Below are 23,992 nucleotides of genomic sequence, written 5' to 3' on the forward strand. Positions count from 1 at the left end.
ATTAATATTTTAATTCAAAGTATTTTCCAGTCGGTTCACCTGATTTAAGTTGAATACCATTTTGGTGTTTCTCAGGGAATACGCGACTAGTAAATACTTTTTCTCCTTTATTAATAAAAATCTCAATGATTGAATTGTCTACAAAAATGTTAGCAATTGTTTCTTTAGTATCAATTGAGCATTCACGAATCGTACCAAAGTCAGTGGCATATTGAATGCCTGCTTTACTGCGATCTAAAATAATTTTTCCTTCTTTGGTATCTACAATCAAGCTAAGTCCATTTCCTTTACTATCAGAGAAAAGAAGTAACTCCGATTTCTGATTTGGAGGAAACGTTAGTTCAAGCTCATAAGTATTATTTGTTTCTGCTTTTGCTGTAAATTGTTCAGAACTAGCACGTAATGATGTAATAGCTTCTACTGGATATTGGTAAAGTTTACCATCTTTTATTGAAAGTTCTTTTACAAGACTCATTGCTCCCTGATAATCATACTTATCAGTTGGATAATCGATATCAGGTAGTCCAATCCAACTGACAATCAGAGCACGACCATCAGGAGTATTGAATCCTTGAGTCGCATACGCTTCAAATCCATAATCAAGATTTTGAATTTCTGAAGTGCCCACAAGTTTTACTTTTTCTATGTCAAGCGATTGACAGATCTTAAAAGTATTTGGGTAGATATTTCCATAATTAAGCTCAGATTTATCCAACCCTTGAGGACAATAAATGAGAACAGGTTTTTTGTCTACAAATACCAGATTTGGACACTCAATCATGTATTCTGAACCAGTGCCGCCAAAATCAAGGTTGCCAACTTCTTCCCATGTTTCCACGTTATTGTCAGTCGCTTTGTAAAGTTTGATAAAGCCTGATTTTTCTAAATTTTGTGCTCCAACAATCGCATACAATTGTCCTTCATAATTAAACATTTGTGGATCACGAAAATGATCAGTTACATCAGCAGGTGGATGAATAAGAACATTCTCACCTTTCGTAATGTTGTAGTCTTTATCCATCCATGCTCCGATTTGAAGTGTATCACGTTCCCAATTTTCATTTCGAACGTTTCCTGTATAGAGTAAGAATAGATTCCCCTCTATTTCATATGCAGAACCGGAATAAGCGCCGTGGCTATCTCGTTTTGTGTCTGGAAGAAGTTCTGCTCCTGTTACATGAAAATGAACTAAGTCATCTGATTCAGTGTGTACCCATTCTTTCAAACCATGAGCAGCTCCAAATGGCCAATTTTGATAAAAAAGCGTATATTTTCCGTTAAAAAAAGAAAAACCATTAGGATCGTTTAACAATCCTGTTTTAGGTTCGATATGATAGCTAGCACGCCAAGGTGATCGTTTTACATTATCCTTAATTTTATCCATCTCATCTTTAGTCCAATCAGAATAAGCACGATATCGTATTTCTCGAGGTAAGTTCATATTTTACTCCTTCAATTTATCTTTTTACAACTAGTATGGTAAACGTTTTCCGTTGAAAAATCAATCATTTCATTTAAAAAAATAAATTATATGACAAACGTTTGACATATTTTTAAGATATGCTAAAATAAATTTGCATTTCAGTGAACCGTTTTCACGTAAAAATAAAAAAGGAGTGATTCGAATGAATTACAGTAAAGTAGCTTCCGACGTAATACAAGCGGTCGGAAAAGATAACCTTATTGCAACTGCACACTGCGCTACACGTCTTCGTCTCGTACTAAAAGATGACACGAAAGTGAATCAAAAAGCTTTAGACGAAAATCCAGATGTGAAAGGCACATTTAAAATTGATGGACAATATCAAGTGATTATAGGTGCAGGTGATGTTAATTTCGTTTATGACGAACTTATCAAAAAAACTGGACTTTCAGAAATTTCAACAGATGATTTAAAACAAATTGCTAGTAAAGATAAAAAATTCAACCCCATTATGGCATTAATTAAATTATTATCAGATATTTTTGTTCCAATTATACCTGCCCTTGTTGCAGGTGGTTTATTAATGGCATTACAAAACTTTTTAACAGCTGCTGGACTTTTTGGACCAAAATCAATTGAAGAAATGTATCCTGCGATTGAAGGTATTTCCTCAATGATCCAACTGATGTCCGCTGCACCATTTATGTTTTTGCCTATTCTAGTTGGTATTTCCGCTGCTAAACGTTTTGGAGCCAACCAGTTCCTTGGTGCTGCAATTGGAATGATTATGACAACACCACAACTTGGTGGTTCTATGGAATATTGGAATATTTTTGGTTATCATGTCTCACAAACTAACTATGCTTATCAAGTCATTCCTGTGTTAGCAGCTGTTTGGCTATTATCAATACTGGAAAAGTTTTTTCACAAAAAACTTCCATCATCCGTTGACTTTACATTTACCCCCTTATTATCTGTAATCATTACCGGCTTTCTAACCTTCACAGTCATCGGCCCTGTCATGTTATTGCTTTCTAACGGGATTACAGATGCGATCGTTTGGCTATATAATGCAACCGGATTTATTGGAATGGGTATTTTTGGTGGAACTTACTCGTTAATCGTTATGACCGGTCTTCATCAATCATTTCCTGCAATTGAAACGCAGTTACTTTCAGCATGGACTAATGGTATTGGACATGGAGACTTTATATTTGTAGTTGCTTCTATGGCGAACGTTGCCCAAGGTGCTGCAACATTTGCTATCTGGTTCTTGACTAAAAATGCTAAAACAAAAAGTCTTGCTTCCTCTGCAGGAGTATCAGCTCTTCTTGGAATTACTGAACCAGCTCTGTTTGGTGTCAATTTAAAATATCGTTTCCCGTTTTTCTGTGCTTTAATTGGTTCCGGAGTTGCCGCTGCAGTAGCAGGTCTACTGAAAGTAGTTGCTGTATCACTTGGTTCAGCAGGTTTTCTTGGATTTCTTTCAATTAATGCAACCTCTATCCCATTTTATTTACTATGTGAATTAATTAGCTTTGCGATTGCTTTTACAATTACTTACTTTTATGGAAAAACAAAAGCTTCAGGCATCTTTGCAGCAGAAGCTCTTACGGATCAAACAGTGACGAATCATTCAGAAAACACCCAACAATCCACAGTTACTTCTGGCGAACCTACTAAAACAAATCATTCTTCAGAAACAATCGTTAGTCCCCTTGCAGGTGAAGTGATTGGACTTGATTCAGTAAATGATCCAGTATTTTCTTCAGAGACTATGGGAAAAGGTATTGCGATTAAACCAACTGGGGACACTGTTTATTCTCCAGTAGACGGTACTATTCAAGTTACATTTGAGACTGGACATGCTTACGGTCTTAAATCGAATGATGGCGCTGAAATACTGATTCATATTGGTATTGACACCGTATCGATGGGCGGTAAAGGATTTATACAAAAAGTTACTGCTAATCAAAAAGTAAAAAAAGGAGATATCCTTGGAACGTTTGATCGTACGCTAATTAAAGAAGCAGGACTTGATGATACAACAATGGTTATTGTGACAAATACCGCAGATTATTCAAAAGTGACACCACTTATTAAAGGAACAGTTACCGCTACTACTGATTTACTTGAAGTTGACTAATGGAATAGTCAATAGTACTGATTATTCTTTCTAACCAAAACATCAATAAACGGATAATTTAAAGGGCTATGCGCGATCTGATGTATGTATTAACTGGAATAATAGCGATTTTTCAAAAGAAAATAACAAATAAACGAGTTAAATTCTTTAAAAATCTGAACAATAAATTGGTTAAATGCATAACTGCCCATGAAATCATCTTTAACTATAAGGAGAAATGTTTTATGCTATACGGTGCAATTGAAGCAGGAGGAACAAAATTTGTCTGTGCAGTTGGTAATGCACAATTAGAGGTTATTGAGAGAGTGAGTTTTGAAACTTTGAATCCAGGAGAGACAATGCCACAAGTTGTTTCTTTTTTCAAAAAATATGAAACAGAATTGTCCAGCATTGCTGTTGGTTCTTTCGGACCTATTGATATCCATCCTGAATCGAAAACATATGGATATATAACCTCAACACCTAAAATACCGTGGAGAAATTTCGATTTTATTGGTTATCTAAAAAGAAATTTTGAGAAAATTCCTTTTTATTGGACAACTGATGTCAATGCTGCAGCTTATGGAGAATATATAGCTGGACATGGTCAAGGCCATTCATTAGTTGTTTATTATACAGTTGGCACAGGTATAGGTGGTGGTGCACTGCAAAATGGAAGATTTATCGAGGGATTCAGTCATCCGGAAATGGGACATATGATTGTACGTAATCACCCTGACGATCACTTTAAGGGTAACTGCCCTTATCATCAAAATTGTTTAGAAGGTATGGCAGCAGGACCTGCTATCGAAAAGAGAATAGGAATTAAAGGTCAAGATTTAAAGGAAGATCATCCTTTTTGGGACATGGAAGCTTTTTACATTGCCCAATGCATTCATAATACTACAATGATGTTTTCACCGGATATTATCATTCTAGGTGGCGGTGTAATGAAACAAGTACACTTACAAGAGAAAATTCATCGTGAATTTTCAAAACTTAATCAGAATTATGTTGCTCATCCGAAAATAGAAGAATATATTGTTTTTCCAAAATTAGGAGATCAAGCTGGAATTATCGGTTGTTTAGGGCTAGCCCAAAAAATAGCTTCTAATTAAACAATGATAGAGTTTTGATAGTAGTTTGACAGAAATCTCCAGCTCTGATAAATAGTTTAAGCAAATCATCTATCCAATATCTCCAATTGTGAATACAATATGGCACTTGCACAGCCATTTGGTATGGTCTAAACGATGTACTTTATTAGGTATTCCTTAGCCCTTCTCACAGCAGTTGGTTTTATCTTTCACTCGATTTGTGAGTTTAACTAGTTCTAATGATAATAACAGAAAAAGATCAATCAATGTTGTAAACATTGATTGATCTTTTTGTCTCATTTCAGTTTTTTTAAAATGAACACTCAAAAATTTTATTTTTCTGAATCATCAGTAGTCGTTTCTTCGACTTCTTCTTTCAAAGCATCACCTAAAAGATCACCCATTGTGAAACCAGTATTTTCTTCTGGTAATTCATAAGTTTCAACATCTTTTGGTTCTTCTTCCGATGCTGGTTTTTCTTCTAAAGCCTTGATGCTAAGGGCAATACGATGTTCTTCAGGATGTACTTCTAAAACTTTTACTTGCACTTCATCCCCTTCATGAAGTACTTCATGAGGTGTAGCGATGTGCTTGTGGGAGATTTGAGAAATATGAACCAGACCTTCTACCCCTGGGAATACTTCTACAAATGCACCAAAGCTTGTCAAACGTTTCACTTTTCCATCTAAAACTGAACCAACAGTGGCTTTTTCTTCAATATCAGTCCAAGGCCCAGGCAACGTGTCTTTAATTGAAAGAGAAACACGTTCTTGTTCAGGATTAATCGAAAGAACTTTTACTTTTACTTCATCCCCAACTGCTAAAGCATCACTAGGCTTCGCCACATGGCTATGTGAGATCTCAGAAACATGGACCAATCCATCAATTCCACCTAAATCAACGAAAGCACCAAAATCAGTAATACGAGCTACTCGTCCGTCGATAACGTCTCCCTCGTGAATATTGGCCAGAATTTCTTTTTTCTTTTCTTCTTTTTCCGTTTCCACAACTGCTTTGTGTGAAAGAATTAAACGGTTTTCTGAAGGTTCGATCTCAACGATCTTGAACGCCAATGTTTGACCTTTGTATTCTGAAAAATCAGCAACAAAATGATCTTCCACCATTGAAGCTGGTACAAAACCACGAACACCTACATCAACGACTAAGCCGCCTTTTACGACATTCGTCACAGGTGCTTCGATGATATTACCTGCTTGGAAATCTTTTTCGATATCTTCCCAAACTTTTTTGGCATCCAAACGGCGTTTTGAAAGCAAATAGCTACCGTTTTCTTTATCTTTTCCGATAGTACTGATAACTACAAGATCTAGAGTATCTCCTACTTTTACTACCTCGTTGATATCTTCAACAGGTGAAGTAGACAATTCTTTAGCAGGAACGACGCCTTCAACTCCGGCACCTTCGATTCCTACCACAACTTGTTTATCTTCGATTACTAAAACTTCGCCGGATACAACGTCTCCAACGTTTACTTCTTGGACGCTATTCATTGCATCTTCCATTGATTGACTGTTTTCTGTTTGATTTTGTTCAAATTCTGTCATAACATTTGTCCTCCTAACCAACATTCTGCCGTAACAACGGTACTAATTTTAGTTTAATTGATTATTAAAAAAAAATAAAGCGATTTCGTTTGGTTTACCCTAAAAATCCTGAGTTTTTCCCTTTTTACAAAAGATAGCCTTTTTCTGTGACCACTTTTTTGATGGATTGGACAACTTCCGTAATCGATTTTCCAGTAGTGTCGATTCGAATGGCATCATCCGCTTGTCTTAAAGGGGATACTTTTCTTGTAGAATCATAATGATCTCTCTCTTGGATTTCCTTCGTAAGAGTTTCCAACTCTGTTGGTATCCCTTTTTCAATATTTTCTTTATAGCGTCTTTGTGCCCGTTCTGTTACACTTGCTACTAAAAATATTTTCACTTCTGCCTGAGGTAAAACAGAAGTACCAATATCTCGGCCGTCCATTACAACCCCACCATGTTCACCAATTTTACGTTGGATCGAAACCAGTGCTTCACGTACTTTTTGATGAGCAGAAACTTCAGAAACTGCCTTGGTCACATCTGGCTGACGAATTTCTGTAGTTACATCTTGGTCTGCCACCAAAACGTGTTGACCGTCTGTCTCTTGGATAAAAGAGATTGGATAGGCTTGGATCAGCTTTACGAGTTGCTCTTCATCTCCAAAAGGTACTTGGTGTTTTATCGCTAGATACGTAATGGCACGATACATGGCGCCTGTATCGGTATAAATATAGTTGTATTCTTTTGCCAAAATTTTTGCAACAGTACTTTTACCTGACGAAGCAGGTCCATCTATTGCAATACTGATTTGTGTCATGCTATAACTCCCTTTTCAAAAAAAAGCCGCAGATCGCGGCTAAGATTATTTAACTTTTAATTGTTGTCCAGGATAAATCATATAATTATTTGGATCTAAACCATTTAATGCAAATAATTGATCAATAGTGATCCCGGCACGTTCAGCTACTTGTTTAGGTCCGTCACCTGGTTGAACAGTCACTGTTGATCCATCTGCAGCAGCCGAAGAGGATGGTGTTGTCGCTTCTTCTACCGTGCTAGTTGGTTGTGTTTCTTGTTGGTAAGTAGACGTTGTCGAAGGCGTTGTTTCCTCTGGTACAGTAGTACTTTGTGGTGTACTTGCTACTACTGATTCTGTCTGAGTAGTGCTTTCAGGCTCCGTACTTGATTCTTTTGTTGATGATACTTCTGATGAGGTCGTACTTTCCACTACAGAAGACGTTGTTGTAGTTGATGATGCACTTGAAGCATTGGAAGACCCATTTCTAATCCAGAAGTAAGCTCCCGCTGGAATTGCAATACACAATACTAATAATACTAAGAAGAGAGACAAAAACAGCGTGTTGCCTTTCTTTTGTTGTCGTTGAGAACTTCTTGAAGAAACTTCGTCTTCAGTGTCATAAATCGGTTGTTCCCATGGCTCTTGTGTTTCATTATTTTCTGATGAATGATGTCTATCTTTTCTGCTCACCTTATTAACCTCCTAATTTCTATCGTGAATATTATACCATAGCCAGAACGCGATTGTCTTATAAATTTTCTATCCAATGTTTTTTTAAAATAAATTTAGTAAAATATCTTGCCACTGTTTTAGCTCTACAGATGGGCTGACTTCTCTATTTTCCTGACTCGTAAGGACCGCTCCATCAATATCACAACATTTTTCTGGTTTTTTTATCAGTTTCTCCCCAAAGTATTCAAGAATCAGCGCTCTTCGACAAGTCTTTGCATTGACATAATGAAGCATTTGTTGTAGTCGATATTCCTTTTCTTTTTCTTGACGTTTTAGCCGATTTAACCACTCTTGCGGATTGCTCGTTTGTGCAATTATTTCTAACCATTTTTGTTGAATCTCATCGAATTGTTCTTGTTCATTGCTATGATATTGCAGATAAATTTCAAAACTTTGTCGTTGTTCTCTAGAAAGTTGATTAAAAAAATAATGAATGCGTTCGTCATTTTCTTTGTATAAAAGAATCGCTTCACTCGCCTGTTGGTCTCTTCCCGCACGCCCGATTTCTTGAACATAATTTTCTAAACTATCTGGTAAATCGTAATGGACAACATAACGGATATCTGGCTTATCGATGCCCATACCAAAAGCATTCGTCGCAATCAAAAATTGAAGTTTATTTTGACTAAATTGTTGTTGCAACTGTCGCCTTTGTGATGCCTCTAATCCACCATGATAATAGCCGATAGTAAAACGTGAGCGAAATAGCTGATACAAACGCTCTACCTCTTTCTTTGTCGCACAATAAATAATCATCGAGCCTTTTGCTTGTTTCATCAGGTCCTCTAGATCAGCTTCTTTTTGGGAAGTCTTTTTGACATATAAAGCAATATTTTGTCGATTAACCGAATGGATAATTCGAACTGGCACTTCTTGAAACAAGACAGTTTCAATATCATGTTGCACGGCTGTAGTAGCGGTTGCTGTCAAGGCAAGCGTTACTGGAGAGCCTAATTTCTGAGCAATTTCTCCTAGTTGTTGGTATTCCGGACGGAAATCTACCCCCCACTGAGAAACGCAATGCGCCTCATCGATCACATATAACCCAATTTTTTGTTTTTGTAATTGTTCCATCACATCTTTTTGCGTCAACATTTCTGGACTTAAAAATAAAAATTTATAATCGGACAAATGATTTAACACATAATATCGTTCCGTTCTAGATAGTAAACTATTGAAAGCAACAACTCGCTTTTCTCCTTGTTTCTGTAGTTGCATCACCTGATCCTCCATCAATGAAAGCAAAGGTGAAACAATGATAACTATTCCTTCACGCAGATAACCGGTCAGTTGGTAGCATAGGCTTTTTCCATTTCCTGTCGGTAACACTGCGAGGACATCTTGGTCATTCAATAAAGACTGGATGATTTCTTCTTGTCCTGAACGAAACGAAGTAAATCCAAAACGTTTTTGTAGTTCATCCTTCAGCGACATTCTTCAGTTCCCCTTTCAATACACCAATTTGATAAAAACGAAACTCTCCATAGTCTAGTGGTGCGACTTCATTTAATTCTCGATAATTCCATTCTTTGATGTTCGATAGTTGACTTAGTCGCTTAAATGTCTGCTTGGTGATCATTTTTTGATAAGGAAAATCAGTTAAATAAAGTTGCCATTCGATCAAATGATCGGTTACTGTTCCTCTTTTTAAATGACGTATCTTCATTACTTCATCAATTGAGCATCCAGATAAAATCAGTTTTCTCGTCGTTAACATACTTTGATTGAAGTTTTGCATAAGTAGTGGTGAAACCAATTGAAAAAGCAACGAATCTTTTTTTTCTTCGATTGTTTTTAGCAGCAGGTGTACTTGCTTTGCTTCATACAATTCACGTTGCACTTCATTGGTTATTTCTGTTAATTGATAAGTTAATAGACCGGGTGACTGGATACCTGAAAATTGATTGGCCAGAAAGTTAGCCGATTCAGATGTCATCGTTGAAAAGATTTCACTCAGTTCTTGGCTTAATTTTTTTGCTAAGGTTTGTCGATCTAGTTGTGTGTCAGCTAACCATTTTTTTACTTGGATAGTATAATAGGGACTAGTTTCAATCGGTAAGTATTCCTTTTTATTATTTACCAGATGAGAGACAACTTGAACAGCAAACTTGATCAACCGCCAACAATTCTCAGCGGTTCTTCCATAACGATCATAATGGAGCCCTTCTAGATCAATTATTTCTTCTGCTAAAGCTTTTTCACCTAAATGAGTGATCATCACGCCATCTTCTAGCTGAATAAGGAACTTTTGGTCAACTAATTGGTCAATGATACGTGTAAATTCTTCTTGATTCATTTTAGGAAAACTACCATGTATAAATAATAAATGGTTTAAAAAACTATAAATCAATACCGAACTCGTTCGTTTTCCTGTGATAACTTGGTATAAGGAGCTGATCCTTAACTTGTTTCTTGTTGAAAATAAAGCTAAAATAAATGAAGTCATATTACTCCCCTTAAGAATAGGATGGTCAAAATGTCATTACTATGTAAATTAGTACCTGAGCGCTGTATCGCTTGTGGTCTTTGTCAAATCGAAGCCCCAGATATCTTTGATTATGATGAAGAAGGAATCGTTTTATTTGCCCAAGAACCAGAAGCTCATCAGCAATTTGTTTCTCAAACTGACGAGGAAGCCGTCAGAAAAGCTTATCAAAAATGTCCAGTAAGAGCTATTTTATTAGAGAAATCATGAAAACTAGTTAACCAAATGAATATAGATCAATGTAAGTGTTTCTAACAATGATGATTTGAAAAGTAGGCAGTTGACCTGGAAATGGTGTCTGAACAAATTTCTTTCTATGTTCAAGTGAAAGTTTGAGTTGATTTATCTCTAGTCTATTTATATAAAGATTGTGACTTATGTAGCTCTTCGGCAAAGTTTCTGATAAATGGACTTCTGAACTGCCTTAGATAAAGTCATGAAAGAAGCGGGAAGCTCCGATAACAATAAGCTTGAATTTTTTTTAACAGTTTCTCATGTTTAAAAAAATTCAAGCTTTTTTCAAAGAGCTGATGCACACTTTTTACTCATTTTTAAAGTGAGCTGTAAGATTTAGATCTGGAACTCTATTCTCCTAACCAATTGATTAACGTATTGGTAATCGCTGTTTGTTGGTCTTCGTTTGTAATCTTAGCTTTACCGTCTCCCTTTTGTTCCCCATAGCTGCCAAATCCGCCATGATTTCCTCCATTAATCGAAACATATTCTGTTTGCTCAGGTAAATATTCTTTAGCTGATTCATAGGCTTTTTGATTCAAGACTTTATCATTAGACGCAGTCAGGCTTAATACAGGTAACGTCGTTTTCGCCAATGTACCTTTTTCATCAGGATAGCTTGCTAAGAAAAAGATTCCTTTTAAGTGTTTGTCAGAAGAATGCTGATTAGCATAGCGACTCGCCATGACGCCCCCCAATGAGTGTCCACCAATCACATAATTTCGATTTGAAAAGTCTTCTTTGATCTTATCTGCCTTATTCCCACTAAGTATGGCTAAGTCAAGAGGCATCTTAGCGATTGCTACGGAGTACCCACTTTTTGCTAATTGTTCAGCCCAGACACTATAACTAGCTGGTTCAACCAAAGCACCTGGATAAAAAATAACCAGTGGTTTTTGACTTTTTTCTTTCGTCTCAAAAAATAAATAATCTTTTTTATCCTTTCCATTTTGGGCTATTTGACTTGCTTGACTAGATGGTTCATAGGTATTTTGTTGTAAATAGTAGTACCCAGCGCCTCCTGCTAGCCCCAAAAAAATAATTATACCAATTAATACTCGCTTAAATATCTTCACATCTCTCACCTATTCTCCTTTTATCGTACCTATTGATCGATTATAAATTCACACTAAATAAAATACGAATACATTGCAACTCTTTTTTCTTGAAAAAGAATAAATTTGTTTAGCCAGTGGCACTAAATGCGATCTTTCTTAGACCTGACTCTTCCCCTCAACAAGACCCACTATAACAAAAAAAAAGGCTGATGAATGTACATTGACCTTCATCAGCCTTTAACAGTAAGAGAGCAGTTTCGTTCTCTATTGAACTAAAGTGTATTTAGTTGAGCATTTCAAATGATTATTTTCCACACAAACGGTAAACAGCTTCTGCATAGATTTCCATTGCTTTGTACATGCTGCTTAGTTCCCAACGTTCATTTGCCTGATGCATAAAATCAGGGGTATCTGGGAACATTGCACCAAATGCTACACATTGGTTCATCGTCCGCGCAAAAGTTGCACCGCCAGATACAAATGGTTCAGTCATATCACCAGTAATATCACGGTAAGTTCCTAAAAGATTTTTGATCAATTCACTGTCTAATGGAACATAAAGGGAATCTAAGAAGTCAAATTCTTCATAAGTCAAGTCATACTTTTTAGCAGTTTCTGTTAGTTTTTCTACGAGTTCATCTTTTTTGAAAGTTACTGGGATACGCATGTCGACCCCGATTTTAGTTTGTTCAGGAGTGATTTCCAGACTAGCAAAGTTCATTGTCAATTCGCCAGATTGTTCATCCACCGTTTTTCCTACCACGTTTTCACCAGTAGCATTTTCTTGAACTAATTGACCTAAGAAGTTGATTGGAGCAAAATCAAATACTTCAGAAAGAGCAATCGCTAAACGAGAGATTGCATTGACACCTTCTGCTGCATCTTTGGCATGGATACTTTTTCCAAGAACGACAATTGATTCTCCTTGATCTTCAAAGTCAAATCCATGTTTTTTCAATGCTTCTTTGACTTCAGCTAATTTTTCACCAGCATAAGGAGCTGCATCTGGAACGACATTCAGTGCGCCACCAGCTTTAACTGAAAATTCAGATGTTCCCGGTCCAGTTAGGTAAGCTTGTAGTAATCCTTTTTCAGCATAAATCAATGGAAACTCTGCATCTGGTGCGAATCCTTGCGTAATACCTTCTTCTTTTTCGTTGTATTTATCTAAACAACGCCACAAGTTTTCTTCATCGGTTCCAAAAATAAATCGGATACGTGTATTAAATTCAACGCCTGCATCCATCAACGCTTTGACAGCATACATTGCAGCGATAGAAGGTCCCTTGTCATCTTGTGATCCTCGTCCAATCAACCAACCATCTTTGACAGTTGGTTCAAATGGTTTAGAATCCCAATTGTTTTCATCGCCAGCTGGAACGACATCCATATGACACAAGATACCAAATAGCTCATCGCCAGATCCGACTTCCGCATAACCATAATATCCTTCTGGATCTTTAAATGTCTTAAATCCTAGATTTTCACTGATTTCTAACACTTTATCCAATGCTTCGATCACTTTTGTCCCAAAAGGATGCCCTTCACCAGTATCTGATTCGTCCAGAACTGAAGGGATTCGAATCAATTCATTTAAAGATTCCAATGCTTGTTCATGATGTTGTTTTGTTACAAATTGTTTCATGTTACTAGCCTCCTAATATAATAAAAAGGTTATGTCAAAACAACAGACACAACCTCTTTTTTCAAACAATAAATAGTTGAGCTTGGATCTTGTCCATTCACATCAAGTAAAAAACCATGTACACTCTAAGTCAACGGTTTTGTCTACTTTGTTATAACATTGCCGCTACACCTAAGATAACACAAATGGCTACAAATAGGATAGCAATCAATTTTCCTGTGAATTTCCACCAAACGGAAATATCAAAACGAGCGATCGCAACAGCCCCCATAACGATTGCTGATGTTGGTGTGATCAAGTTGACCAAACCAGATGCTGATTGATAAGCAGTGATAACTAAATCTTTACCAACGCCTGCAAATTCACCCATTGGTCCCATGATTCCCATAGTAGCTGCTGCTAGTCCAGAAGTTGATGGGATCAAGAATGACATAGGGATATAGAAGATAAACGTTAAGATCAAGAAGACACTAGATGACAATGAACTTAATCCTTGTTCACCCCAATGTAAGATCGTATCAGTAATTAAACCATTATTCATCACAACTTGGATACCACGTGCAACAGCTACCACGATCGCAACACCGATCAAATCTGAAGCTCCTGTTAAGAATTCAGAAATAAAGACTGATTCTTTCATTCCGTAAGTGATTGCCACTACAATAGCCATCACTAAGAACAACATGGTAATTTCTGGGAAATACCATTCTCCTAAAGGAAGCATGTTTTTACCTAAAACAGTTCCGACTACAGGTAACCCTGTTAACCAGTTAGTTAATGATTCAAAAATCGTAAAGTTTTTATTCAATGTTGTCCAAGGAATCAAACTAATGATCATAATACCAAAGGTAATGAAAAATAGGATATTTACATGTTTTTGTCTTTTAGTAATTGATTCTTGACGACCAATTGAATCGATATCAAAATGTTTGATGTCTTCTTCACGTTGTTTATATACAAGTGATTTCGTTGGGTCTTTTTCCACTTTAGATGCGTAACGGTAGACATAAGCAATTGAGATAGCCAATAGTACCACGAACATCAAGAAACGTAACCCGATTCCTTCACCCATTGAGATACCAACTGCTTGAGAAGCGACCCCAGTAGCAAATGGATTAACGGTTGAAGCTAAACAACCAACTTGTGACCCTACTAAAACGATAGCTACTGCAACAACTGTATCAAACCCAACAGCCATCATAACAGGAATCAATAAAGCATAGAACGGAATAGTTTCTTCCGCCATACCATAAGTTGAACCACCTAATGCAAATAAGATCATCAACACAGGGATCAACATTTTTTCTTTTCCTTTAAAGCGTTTTACAACGGAAGCAATCCCTGCATCCAAAGCACCAGTTTTATTGATAATACCTAAGAAACCACCCACAACTAAAATAAAGAATGAAATTGGAATAGCAGCCGGTGTTTCTTTCGTTAATTCCCCAGCAGGTACACCTAGCATCCCATTAATCGGTGCCATAAAGATATCCCATAGCCCCTGAGGATTTTGCTCTACTCGTTCATATGATCCAGCAATGATGTTGCCTGCATCATTGACACTATAATGTCCAGCTGGTATGAACCAAGTTAGTACAGCGATAATCGCAATAATAATAAATAAGACCGTATACGCTGAAGGCATTTGAAATTGTTTCTTCTTTGTTTGTTCCATGTTCTTCTCCCTTTCTTGTAACATTAGAATCTTATAAGAGTGATTCCATCAGTTATTTTATCAAAAAGAATACGATAACCAAAACAATAACCTATTGATTTGGCAAATTTTATTCAAAAATCCTGCTTTCACTCCTTTCTCTATAAAATTTAAGGTAAAGCTTTTTCAATACAATTGTAGCGTTTTCCTCTTCCATTATAACAAAACTATTTATCATTCAAAAAGTGATTAATTTCACATTTTGAATCATAAAATACATTTTTATGCATAAACAAAAGAAATACTCAAACACCGTTTATAAAACGCTTACGCAACGTAGGTTAATGAATTTTTTTTCATTAAAATTTCCGATATTTTTTTATTTCCTTGAATTCTTTTTAGAAAAAACAATTTTTATTTTCTCATCCCTTTTTTTTCTAATCGTTGGACTACTTTTTCAGAAATACTAGTACTTACAAAAACGGCTCCATAACTTTTTATATTGTAAAAGTTATGGAGCCTTGACTGATTTTTTTAATGATAAAATAATTAAGAAAGTGGCATCAATTCATGCTTCCCTCTGAAAATGGATAAACGAGCATGAGCTGCTGTACTATTTATTTGTTGTTCGTCACTGTATGTCTTTGTGCCAACTGGTGTTGTTTCCGACTTAACCATGGCAATAATTTTGCGTGTAAAACCAAAAAGGCAGCACTGACGATAAATCCTTTAATGATATTAAATGGGACGATTCCGATCAGGACATAATTAGCTAACGGCATCCCTAACATTTGATTAGCATTTAAACCTAAAAACATAAGGTACAATGGGGTAATCACAAAATAGTTTGCGACACTCATGAAGATCGTCATTGCGATCGTACCAGAAATCACACCTAAAAACTTATTTTTTCCTACTTGAGTCTTCTTACGGAAGAAGTAGAAAATAGGTAAGGTAAAGATAGCTGTTGCTAAAAAGCTGGCTGTATCTCCTACCAAATTATCTGGTGAAAAGCCGGTAGTGATCAAGTGTAAGATCGATCGTAAGAAAGCTGTAACCAATCCAGCAACTGGACCAAATAAAAACATACTGATCAGTACTGGGATATCACTAAAATCGATCTTTAAAAAACTAAAGGCTGGCATGATCGGAAATGCGATATATTGCAAAACCAATCCGATCGCAGCAAATAATGCCACAGCGACCATTTTTTGTACACGGGTGTTCTTCATTTGAAATCCTCCTGTTAGGACTCCTCTTCAGCGAACTTTTCGACGAACTTTTTGCAAATAAAAAAACTCTCCAATAACAGGGAGAGTTAGAGTTATTTGGCAAAAAACTACGTCAAATAAGCTCTATCTTCTTTATCCAGACTATACTGTCGGTATCGGAATTTCACCGATTCAGCTACTTAGGTAAAGTAGGTCGTGGACTATAACCACCGGTCGGGAATTTCACCCTGCCCCTGAAGACGAACCATTTATAATTTTGTTTACCTTTACATTATACATCGCTTGAGAAAAAATGCAATCATTTATTCTTATAATAAGTAAGTAATCATTTTGATTGATTCAATAAACTGCTGACTTCTTTTTTGTTCAACTCACGATAGTCGCCAGGGCGTAAGCCTTGAAGCGTCAAATCGCCGTATTTTTCTCGTTTTAATTTTTGAACAGGTAAGCCAACTGCTTGAAGCATATTTTTTACTTGATGATTTCTACCTTCATGGATAGTCAATTCAACGATACTATGATTTGTCTTAGGATCCACAGATAATATTTGGTAACGTGCTGGTGAAGTTCGTTTCCCTTCGATTTTTATCCCTTTCGTCAAGGGAGATAACATTGTTTTAGTAGCAATCCCTTTGACTTTCGCCACATATACTTTGTCTACTTCATGTTTCGGGTGGGTCAAACGTTGCGCAAAATCACCGTCATTAGTCAAGAGCAGTATACCCGAAGTATCATAATCTAATCGTCCTACTGGATAAATTCGTTCTTTCACCATTGGAAGCAAATCAGTTACGACTTTTCGCCCCTTGTCATCAGCAACAGCGGAAATCACGCCTTTTGGTTTATATAGTAAATAGTACCCGTATTCTTCTTGATAAATCGGCACTTCATCTACTTCGATCAAATCACGTTTGCTAACTTTTACTCCGAGTTCTTTTACTACTTTGCCGTTGACTTTTACTCGTCCAGCCAAAATATATTCTTCCGCTTTACGTCTGGAAGTGATCCCTGCATGCGCAATTACTTTTTGTAGTCTTTCCATTATATCTGTTCTCCTTCATCCATTTCATCAAAGAATAAGTCGAGTGAAGACTCTTCGTTTAATGAATGCTCCATTGCTTGTATATCTGGTAAGTCTTTTAATGAGTTGAGACCAAAATAATCTAAAAAATAAGGAGTCGTCCCATACAAAATAGGTCGTCCAGGTCCTTCCACGCGTCCTTTTTCTTCAATCAACTGATGAGCAGCTAGCCGTTGAATGGCACCTGAGACTTGAACCCCACGAATTTGTTCGATTTCTACTCTGGTAATCGGTTGTTTATATGCAATGATCGCCAACGTTTCGACAGCTGCTTGTGAGAGAGTATTAGACGTCCCTTGGGCATAGCGTTTCAACAATGGCGCTAACTCTTTTTTGGTTGTTAAAACGACATGTGCCTCTGTTTCCAAAATATGCAAAGCACTAGCTGGATCATTTTCATATCTTGTTTTTAATTCCGTTAATAAAGCCACTGTCTCTTCTTTCGTAATAGTTAACAGATAGCTGATTTCTTCTAACCCGATTCCTTCCTCGCCAACAATAAATAAAATGGCTTCAAGTTCACTTAATTTTGTCATCTTTGGTATCTCCTACTGCTAGATAAAGCATAATTGTTTCATAATTTCCTTCTTGTTGCGCAACGATCTGACCATTTTTCATCATTTCTAATAAAGCCATAAATGTAGTGACTACTTCTGTTTTCGAAGGCGTTTCAAAAAAAGACTCAAAAGAGCATCCCTTATGATGTTGCTTAAGACGCTCTTCAATAAAGATGATACGTTCTTCAATTGTTGTATCATCAGGAGTAATCGTTTTTTCAACTTTCTCTGAGAATTTCTTTCGCTCTAAGATTTTTTCCATCGCATGAAATAAATCAATCTTTTTGACTTGTCCACGTTTCAATGGTTTCTCTTGTCCAATGAGATCGTCTACTGCAACTGGTTCTTTCGTAAAATATAAGCTTCTCTCTTGGGCTTTTTCGGTTAACTGCTCTGCAGCATACTTATACTTTCGATATTCCAATAATTGATTGACTAATTCGTCACGCGGGTCCTCTTCCCAATACTCATCTTCAATGATTGCTTCTTGAACAGGTAACAAAGTTTTGCTTTTGATCGCCATCAACGTGGCAGCCATCACTAGATATTCTCCAGCAACAGCAAGTTCAAGAGTTTTCATCGTATGGATATAACTCATGTATTGCTCAGTGATCGTTGCAATCGGGATATCATAAATATCGATCTCCATTTGCTGGATCAAATGAAGGAGTAAATCTAAGGGGCCTTCAAATATATCTAATTTGATATTGATTTCTGTCACCATATTCACTCTTTCTTCTTGTTTCGATCGACCCATTTTGCGAGATATGGACGGGTAATCTCTGTTGGTCGTATGGAAAAGTCTGGGTATTTTTCTTGAAGTTCATCAAGCATTTGAAAGCCCATCTGATCTCCCCGATAAGATGGATTCAATGAAACATCGTGAATAATCAATTCCTGATTTTCACCCCAATAAACACCAATGATTCCTTGAATATTCGTTGAACCTTCTGGTGTGAAGAAAAAAAGTTCATATCCTTCTTCTGTTTCATAGGTATTGATTTCTTTGAGTAAATTCGATTTATCCGTTAGTTTCTTATGAAAACTTAACAGTCCCATAGCAATTTTACGATTTTCTTTTCGGTAATGTGTTAACATTTTTTCACCTTCCTATGACTAAGCCCTTGGAAAATGCTGCTTATAAACATCCGTCATTCTTTTCTTTGTGATATGTGTATAAATTTGTGTTGTTGAGATATCAGCATGTCCTAACAATTCCTGTACCGTTCGAAGATCTGCACCATTTTCCAGCAAATGTGTCGCAAAACTATGCCTTAAAGTATGAGGGGTCACCTCTTTATTGATTCCTGCTTCACGCACTAATTGTTTAAGGTTTTTCCAGATACCTTGCCGTGATAACCCTGTACCATGATGATTGACAAATACATGCGTTTCAGAAGAATTCGCTACAAGGAGGGGGCGTGCTTCGTCTAGATACCGCTCCAACCATTGGATCGCATAATCACCTAGAGGTATGATCCGTTCTTTGTCCCCTTTACCAAGTGTTTGGACCAAGCCGAGCGACAAGTGAAGATCACTTAGCTTTAAACCAACGAGTTCACTGACACGCATACCTGTTGCATACATGACTTCTAGAATTGCTCGATCTCTGATCCCTAGATTTTTGGTTGTATCAGGTGTTTCGATCAATCGTTCAACCTCAGTCAAGGATAAGGTGCTAGGTAACTTTTGAACCTTTTTAGGCGTATCAATGTGTTGCATGGGGTCATGATCAGTCAATCGTTCTTGACGTAAGAATTGATGAAATCTTCTCAAGCTAGTAATCATTCTGGTCACGGTTGCTGGAGCTTTCTTTTCATCATGCATCTTTTCCAGATAATTGATCACGACGTAGCGATCGACATCTTGCCAGGAAGTGATTTGCTCATCTTCTAAATAGTGAAGATACTGTAACAAATCTCGTTCATAACTTTTTCTCGTATTTAATGACAAGCCACGTTCAATCGTCAAATAGTGGAGATAATCATTAATTTCTTCATTCATAATAATCCACCTCGTGCTCTTCTATCATATCAGATACCCTTCATTTTCGATAGTCTATTTTACAGCTAGGCAAAGAAAAAGCCGTCTAGCAATCAGACGGTTTTGCTTTCTTTTTCTTTAGTGTAACATTTTTGACAAATACCATGAAATGTTAAGCGATGATCTTTTACCAAAAAGTGATACCGTTGCTCCACAATTTCTTCCACTTCACACAATAAATCTTCTTCAACCTCTTCAATCGTGCCACATCGTAAACACAATAAATGATGATGGAAATGTTTTGCTCCTTCTTTTCTCAAGTCATAGCGAGCAACACCATCATTGAAGCTGACTTTATCAATGACTTTCAAATCGGTCAAAATCTCTAACGTCCGATAGACAGTAGCTAACCCAATTTCTGGACTCTTTTTTTTCACTAGAAAAAAGACTTCTTCTGCCGATAAATGTTCTTTCTCATTTTCTAAAAGTACTTGTAAAGTTGCTTCTCTTTGTGGGGTTAATTTGAACCCCGACTCGTGTAATTGTTGTTTCGTTTTTTTCATTACTGACATCGCATTCATAACCATGTATTCAACCCCGACAATTTATAATAATTATAATCAAACAAAAGGAATCTCTTTCTAAATTAAAATAATTATAAGCTAGTTAAGATAAACATGCAAGGTATTCTCAATTAGATTTTCTAATTCGTTTCGTTACCCCTGCTTCTTGTTTGACTAGTCCTTGTTTTAATAGATTGCCGATTGCTCGTTTAAAAGCTCCCTTGCTTATACCAAAAGTTTTCATGATATCTTCCGGATCAGATTTGTCAGTAAAATGGATTTGCTCATCTGCTGATCGTTCAATGATCGTTAAAATCATTTGTGCATCATCAGAGATTGCTTCATATGCTCTTGGTTTTAATGAAAGATTCAATACTCCATCAGGTCTCACACCAATTACTCGTCCTTTGACTTGTTCACCTAAGCGCGGCTCATTATAGCGTTCTGATGGGTGGATAAATCCGATATAATAATCATCTGTTAAGACGTACGTTCCGGTAATTTTCAAGCGGTAAGCAACACCTGTAATGTCTTTATTTTTGATTTCTTCTGTTCCACGTTTACTCAATGATTTAAAAATCTTTTCATCGGCTAAACTACCCCAAATTCGGTCTTTGCTATCGACTCTTAAAGCAACCATTAAACGATCGCCTTTTTTAGGCCAAAGTTCTGTCATCGTTGGTAGTTCATCTAATGAGACTACAAAATCTTTGTCGGGTAATCCAATATCGACGAATACTCCTAAATCTTTTCGTGAAGCAGTAACTGTACCAAAAGCATAATGACCAATTCGACTTTTAGGAATCAACGTAGTAAAACGATTTTCATGTTTTTGATTTTGATAACCAAACCCTTCGACTGCTTCACCGATACGATAGGTCCCTTCGGTTTTACTTAATCCAAAAGTTTGTCCATTTTTCTGGACAAAGTAATTTTTTTCATTTTCATCAATTACCATTCCGGTAAATATTGTTGCCAATAATTCATTCATCTTATTTCTCCTTATTTATAAAAGATTCAGCCATCTTTTCTTAGCTATCATAACATAATGTTCCCATGATTAGTAGTTGGTTTGGTCTTAGTCGTCGCAAAAAAACTCAGATATCGTGTATCTGATCCTATATGGTCATCCACTTAGTTCCATACGATCTACGATATCTGAGTAGTATTTGATCATTGTCTATCTAGCAGATTAATGGCTGCCATTTCCGCCAAACCAGCCTGTTTTACAATTGATCGTCACAATATAAAATGGTAATGCACTTTCACCGATTCCACGCATCAAATTAGATTGGGTTGAAGTAGCATAAAGATTATAATAACCTTCACCATTTTCGATTCTCGCTTTTTCTAGTTTATATCCACCTGCCACAATGTAGCCTCGTTGAATACAAGTAGCAATAACACTTTGTTGGACTCCTGGTGCCCAATTCCATGCTGGATTAGATGCATCAGCCACATCACTTTGTCGAGTTGACATGATGGGTTGATTGGCTGAATTAGTCTTATTGGTCGTTGAACTAGATTTTGCTTGTTGTGCAGCCAGAGCTGCAGCTTGTTTGGCTGCTTCAGCTGCTTTTTTTGCTTCTTCAGCTTTTTTCGCTTCTTCTTTTGCTTGTGCTTCTTTCTGCTCTTTCGCAGTCAAGGTTTCATCTACTTTTTTTAGTTGATCTTTTAAAGCGACAGCTAGCTCTTCATTTTTGATTTGCTCTACAGCATTTTTTGCTTCGTCATACTGCTCTCTGTTCGCACTGTCTATGACTTGATTATCATGATAGACAACGTTCACTTTATCTTTAGCCGTCTGCAATTGTTTGTATTGATCCTCTGCTTCGGTTTGCGCTTGCTTGATCAGACGTCCAAAAGCAGTTTCATTTGTAGTCATTGGTTGAATGGCTTGATCTTCTTTTAGTTTGGGATCAGCTGCTAAATGATCATCGTCAATCACTACCGAAGTAAATAACTGGTTGACACGTTGAATATCTTTGATTTTGGTTTGGATATCCTGGAATGTTTTTTCTAATTCAGGATATTCTTTCTCTTTTTTTACGTCATTCAGATCAGTCTTTAGTTTAGCTAAGTCTTGATTGATCATTGAAGTACGGATAAACTGGTGAGACGGATCTGTATAAAAAGCGTTCAAGGCAGTTTGTAGCTCTGCCACCTTTTGTTTTTGTCTTTCTTCTTGTGCAGCGATTTGCGCCTGAACATCTTGCTGATGGTCATAATAAGCCCAACCACCGACTCCGAGCAAGACGATTGCTGCTAAAGCCAGATACGGTCCTTTTTTCGATCTTTTTCGTTTCCCCTCATCAGACTTAGCTGATGTAACTGGTTCTTTTTGTTCCGTTTCTGTCCTTTGATCGATTTCATTTGATAATTCTGTTTTTTCTATAGCTTCTGGTTTTGAAGAATCTTTCTTACGAATTTCTTCTTTTGGTTCTTCTTCTTTTACCGATTCTTCTTTCGATATTTCTTCTTTTGCTGTTTCTTTTTTCGGTATTTCTTCTTTTAGAACTTCTCCGTTTGATTGATTCTCTTGTAATGGAGCTGCTTTCGGAATATCTTTTTCTGAAACTTCAGGTTTCAAATTTTCGTTTAATGCTTCGTCCTCATGGGTTGAGTTTTTATCGACATCTTCCGCACTCGCTTTTTCTTCGACTTCTTTTTTTCCTATCAAAAGATTTTCTGACGACGATTGGATGTGAGTCGATTTTGAAGCGGGCACTGGTTCTTCAGTTTGTTCCTTAGAAGAAAGCAATTGATTTTCTTCTAAAGTTTGGGTTACCGTTAAGCGTTCATTATTTTTTTCTGTTGCTGTTTCAAACGTTTCTTCTTGATCAATCACTTGATGGTCAGTTGGCTGAACAACGCTATCGTTCGTATCAACTGGTTCCTTTTCTTTCGTTTCACGTTCGTTAGTTACTGGCACTATACTTTCTTGTTTTGAATCAGTCTCTTTGGCATTTTTAGCTGCGAGTTCCTCTTGGATCATTCGCATCAATTCTTCTGCATGTTCTTCTGTTGTATCTTCTCTATGAGCTTTGATATAAGCAGATAAAATCGAATTTTCTTTTTCATGATCAACAAATTCTTTTAATTCAGCTACTCTTTTTTGTTGTTCTGCTTCGATTTCATCCGTCAATTCATCGCCCTTAGCCTGTTTTTTCAAATCAGTTCCTTCTTCGCTTGTTGACGGCTTTTTGTTTGCCTTTTTAGTGACTACATCTTCAGCATCATTAGTTTCTGCTAGATTCGTTTCTTCAGATGATTCTTCTTTAAACAAGGCCATGACCGATTCTAATGGTAACTCTGTTAATTCTGACCATTCGATTGGATCATTTAATTCCGTGTCAGGAAAATGTTCTTCTGAAGAATCTATTGGTAATTGACTGTTGTTCTTTTCTTCATTCGTGTGTTGGTCTTGCTCTTTTATTTGGTAACCACAATCAGGACAAATCAACTTTCCTTTGATTTTCTTTGATCCACACGTTGGGCATTTTTTTATCACTGAGCGATCGGCTCCTTTTGTTAGGTTTACGCTACCATTTAATCTACCATATTCTGAAAGTTTCGCCAAGAGTCTATTTTGATCAAACGGATATCAAATAGTATAACTCGTAAAAATAAAACAAATAATTTACAAAAAGTTTCTTATAATTACGCATAGTTACGCAATTATTTATGTTTTCATCATCATAACGTTAATAGCGCATCAATTATTTATTATGATCAGGTTCAAGCTTTTGACTCAGCCATTGACTAAAAAAGTAG

Annotated in this window: 21 protein-coding genes and 1 riboswitch; of the genes, 3 read left to right on the forward strand and 18 right to left on the reverse strand. The window is 36.6% G+C overall.

Going from position 1 to position 23,992, the window contains the following annotated elements; all coding sequences use genetic code 11:
• Position 1: 1 nt before the first annotated feature.
• Complete coding sequence (locus AB3I42_RS09065; protein WP_010737355.1) at positions 2–1,441, reverse strand: sucrose-6-phosphate hydrolase; 1,440 nt, start codon at positions 1,439–1,441, stop codon at positions 2–4.
• Positions 1,442–1,625: 184 nt separating this feature from the next.
• Between AB3I42_RS09065 and AB3I42_RS09070 the strand changes: the two genes are divergently transcribed.
• Both AB3I42_RS09070 and AB3I42_RS09075 read left to right on the forward strand, forming a co-directional pair.
• A complete protein-coding gene (locus tag AB3I42_RS09070) occupies positions 1,626–3,569 on the forward strand; it encodes a sucrose-specific PTS transporter subunit IIBC (RefSeq protein ID WP_181914572.1) in 1,944 nt (647 codons plus the stop codon).
• A 224-nt stretch (positions 3,570–3,793) separates the two neighbouring features.
• Complete coding sequence (locus AB3I42_RS09075) at positions 3,794–4,666, forward strand: ROK family protein (protein ID WP_010737353.1); 873 nt, start codon at positions 3,794–3,796, stop codon at positions 4,664–4,666.
• 311 nt (positions 4,667–4,977) lie between these two features.
• Here AB3I42_RS09075 and rpsA read toward each other — a convergent pair whose 3' ends face one another.
• From rpsA to AB3I42_RS09100, 5 genes are all read right to left on the reverse strand, one after another.
• Positions 4,978–6,210 carry a 30S ribosomal protein S1 gene (gene rpsA / locus AB3I42_RS09080; protein ID WP_081122878.1) on the reverse strand — a complete coding sequence of 411 codons (1,233 nt, stop codon included), beginning with the start codon at positions 6,208–6,210 and terminating at the stop codon, positions 4,978–4,980.
• A gap of 124 nt (positions 6,211–6,334) precedes the next feature.
• Positions 6,335–7,012, reverse strand: a complete 678-nt coding sequence (gene cmk / locus AB3I42_RS09085) for a (d)CMP kinase (protein WP_010719569.1) — start codon at positions 7,010–7,012, stop codon at positions 6,335–6,337.
• A 45-nt stretch (positions 7,013–7,057) separates the two neighbouring features.
• Positions 7,058–7,684 (reverse strand): SAG1386/EF1546 family surface-associated protein, encoded by a 627-nt coding sequence (locus AB3I42_RS09090; RefSeq protein WP_010719570.1) that lies wholly within the window; start codon positions 7,682–7,684, stop codon positions 7,058–7,060.
• An 84-nt stretch (positions 7,685–7,768) separates the two neighbouring features.
• Complete coding sequence (locus tag AB3I42_RS09095; protein ID WP_131773185.1) at positions 7,769–9,160, reverse strand: ATP-dependent DNA helicase RecQ; 1,392 nt, start codon at positions 9,158–9,160, stop codon at positions 7,769–7,771.
• Positions 9,144–10,172, reverse strand: a complete 1,029-nt coding sequence (locus tag AB3I42_RS09100; RefSeq protein WP_010737350.1) for a helix-turn-helix domain-containing protein — start codon at positions 10,170–10,172, stop codon at positions 9,144–9,146. Before AB3I42_RS09100 ends, AB3I42_RS09095 begins: the two co-directional genes overlap by 17 nt.
• Before the next feature lie 30 nt (positions 10,173–10,202).
• Here AB3I42_RS09100 and AB3I42_RS09105 point away from each other — a divergent pair, with 30 nt between their 5' ends.
• Positions 10,203–10,421 carry a ferredoxin gene (locus AB3I42_RS09105; protein WP_010719573.1) on the forward strand — a complete coding sequence of 73 codons (219 nt, stop codon included), beginning with the start codon at positions 10,203–10,205 and terminating at the stop codon, positions 10,419–10,421.
• A 374-nt stretch (positions 10,422–10,795) separates the two neighbouring features.
• On the opposite strand, the gene AB3I42_RS09110 is transcribed toward AB3I42_RS09105, so the two are convergent.
• From AB3I42_RS09110 to AB3I42_RS09165, 12 genes are all read right to left on the reverse strand, one after another.
• Entirely contained in the window at positions 10,796–11,521 is a 726-nt protein-coding gene (locus tag AB3I42_RS09110; protein WP_025480478.1) for an alpha/beta hydrolase, read from the reverse strand.
• A gap of 286 nt (positions 11,522–11,807) precedes the next feature.
• Positions 11,808–13,148 carry a M20 family metallopeptidase gene (locus AB3I42_RS09115; protein WP_034867515.1) on the reverse strand — a complete coding sequence of 447 codons (1,341 nt, stop codon included), beginning with the start codon at positions 13,146–13,148 and terminating at the stop codon, positions 11,808–11,810.
• Positions 13,149–13,299: 151 nt separating this feature from the next.
• The gene (locus AB3I42_RS09120) at positions 13,300–14,823 is read right to left on the reverse strand and encodes a YfcC family protein (RefSeq protein WP_131773187.1); all 1,524 of its coding nucleotides are present in this window, start codon (positions 14,821–14,823) and stop codon (positions 13,300–13,302) included.
• 596 nt (positions 14,824–15,419) lie between these two features.
• The gene (locus tag AB3I42_RS09125; protein ID WP_010737347.1) at positions 15,420–16,034 is read right to left on the reverse strand and encodes an ECF transporter S component; all 615 of its coding nucleotides are present in this window, start codon (positions 16,032–16,034) and stop codon (positions 15,420–15,422) included.
• 121 nt (positions 16,035–16,155) lie between these two features.
• Positions 16,156–16,279: riboswitch (FMN riboswitch) on the reverse strand.
• Between the two features lie 80 nt (positions 16,280–16,359).
• Positions 16,360–17,076, reverse strand: a complete 717-nt coding sequence (locus tag AB3I42_RS09130) for a pseudouridine synthase (RefSeq protein ID WP_010719578.1) — start codon at positions 17,074–17,076, stop codon at positions 16,360–16,362.
• Entirely contained in the window at positions 17,076–17,651 is a 576-nt protein-coding gene (gene scpB, locus AB3I42_RS09135; RefSeq protein WP_010719579.1) for an SMC-Scp complex subunit ScpB, read from the reverse strand. Before scpB ends, AB3I42_RS09130 begins: the two co-directional genes overlap by 1 nt.
• The gene (locus AB3I42_RS09140; RefSeq protein ID WP_368022449.1) at positions 17,635–18,402 is read right to left on the reverse strand and encodes a segregation/condensation protein A; all 768 of its coding nucleotides are present in this window, start codon (positions 18,400–18,402) and stop codon (positions 17,635–17,637) included. The genes scpB and AB3I42_RS09140 overlap by 17 nt, the downstream gene beginning before the upstream one ends.
• Entirely contained in the window at positions 18,399–18,770 is a 372-nt protein-coding gene (locus AB3I42_RS09145) for a hypothetical protein (protein ID WP_010719581.1), read from the reverse strand. Before AB3I42_RS09145 ends, AB3I42_RS09140 begins: the two co-directional genes overlap by 4 nt.
• Positions 18,771–18,788: 18 nt before the next feature.
• Positions 18,789–19,676, reverse strand: coding sequence for a site-specific tyrosine recombinase XerD (gene xerD, locus AB3I42_RS09150; protein WP_368022450.1), 888 nt, complete (start codon positions 19,674–19,676; stop codon positions 18,789–18,791).
• Between the two features lie 92 nt (positions 19,677–19,768).
• Entirely contained in the window at positions 19,769–20,242 is a 474-nt protein-coding gene (locus tag AB3I42_RS09155) for a Fur family transcriptional regulator (RefSeq protein WP_010719583.1), read from the reverse strand.
• 103 nt (positions 20,243–20,345) lie between these two features.
• Complete coding sequence (locus AB3I42_RS09160) at positions 20,346–21,209, reverse strand: S1 RNA-binding domain-containing protein (protein WP_010737345.1); 864 nt, start codon at positions 21,207–21,209, stop codon at positions 20,346–20,348.
• A gap of 201 nt (positions 21,210–21,410) precedes the next feature.
• On the reverse strand, positions 21,411–23,729 hold the full coding sequence (locus AB3I42_RS09165; RefSeq protein WP_368022451.1) for a cell division site-positioning protein MapZ family protein: 2,319 nt from the start codon (positions 23,727–23,729) through the stop codon (positions 21,411–21,413).
• Positions 23,730–23,992 lie beyond the last annotated feature (263 nt).

This window comes from Enterococcus sp. C53, assembly GCF_040887425.1.
Taxonomy (GTDB): domain Bacteria; phylum Bacillota; class Bacilli; order Lactobacillales; family Enterococcaceae; genus Enterococcus_B; species Enterococcus_B hirae.

What these genes read in the sequence shown, in the direction of transcription:
- AB3I42_RS09095 (WP_131773185.1), bottom strand. Translation starts at nt 9,160, where the DNA reads ATGTCGCTGAAGGATGAACTACAAAAACGTTTTGGATTTACTTCGTTT.
- AB3I42_RS09115 (WP_034867515.1), bottom strand. Translation starts at nt 13,148, where the DNA reads ATGAAACAATTTGTAACAAAACAACATCATGAACAAGCATTGGAATCT.
- AB3I42_RS09075 (WP_010737353.1), top strand. Translation starts at nt 3,794, where the DNA reads ATGCTATACGGTGCAATTGAAGCAGGAGGAACAAAATTTGTCTGTGCA.
- AB3I42_RS09145 (WP_010719581.1), bottom strand. Translation starts at nt 18,770, where the DNA reads ATGTTAACACATTACCGAAAAGAAAATCGTAAAATTGCTATGGGACTG.
- AB3I42_RS09155 (WP_010719583.1), bottom strand. Translation starts at nt 20,242, where the DNA reads ATGGTTATGAATGCGATGTCAGTAATGAAAAAAACGAAACAACAATTA.
- cmk (WP_010719569.1), bottom strand. Translation starts at nt 7,012, where the DNA reads ATGACACAAATCAGTATTGCAATAGATGGACCTGCTTCGTCAGGTAAA.
- xerD (WP_368022450.1), bottom strand. Translation starts at nt 19,676, where the DNA reads ATGAATGAAGAAATTAATGATTATCTCCACTATTTGACGATTGAACGT.
- AB3I42_RS09100 (WP_010737350.1), bottom strand. Translation starts at nt 10,172, where the DNA reads ATGACTTCATTTATTTTAGCTTTATTTTCAACAAGAAACAAGTTAAGG.
- AB3I42_RS09105 (WP_010719573.1), top strand. Translation starts at nt 10,203, where the DNA reads ATGTCATTACTATGTAAATTAGTACCTGAGCGCTGTATCGCTTGTGGT.
- scpB (WP_010719579.1), bottom strand. Translation starts at nt 17,651, where the DNA reads ATGACAAAATTAAGTGAACTTGAAGCCATTTTATTTATTGTTGGCGAG.
- AB3I42_RS09125 (WP_010737347.1), bottom strand. Translation starts at nt 16,034, where the DNA reads ATGAAGAACACCCGTGTACAAAAAATGGTCGCTGTGGCATTATTTGCT.
- AB3I42_RS09070 (WP_181914572.1), top strand. Translation starts at nt 1,626, where the DNA reads ATGAATTACAGTAAAGTAGCTTCCGACGTAATACAAGCGGTCGGAAAA.
- AB3I42_RS09065 (WP_010737355.1), bottom strand. Translation starts at nt 1,441, where the DNA reads ATGAACTTACCTCGAGAAATACGATATCGTGCTTATTCTGATTGGACT.
- rpsA (WP_081122878.1), bottom strand. Translation starts at nt 6,210, where the DNA reads ATGACAGAATTTGAACAAAATCAAACAGAAAACAGTCAATCAATGGAA.
- AB3I42_RS09130 (WP_010719578.1), bottom strand. Translation starts at nt 17,076, where the DNA reads ATGGAAAGACTACAAAAAGTAATTGCGCATGCAGGGATCACTTCCAGA.
- AB3I42_RS09160 (WP_010737345.1), bottom strand. Translation starts at nt 21,209, where the DNA reads ATGAATGAATTATTGGCAACAATATTTACCGGAATGGTAATTGATGAA.
- AB3I42_RS09120 (WP_131773187.1), bottom strand. Translation starts at nt 14,823, where the DNA reads ATGGAACAAACAAAGAAGAAACAATTTCAAATGCCTTCAGCGTATACG.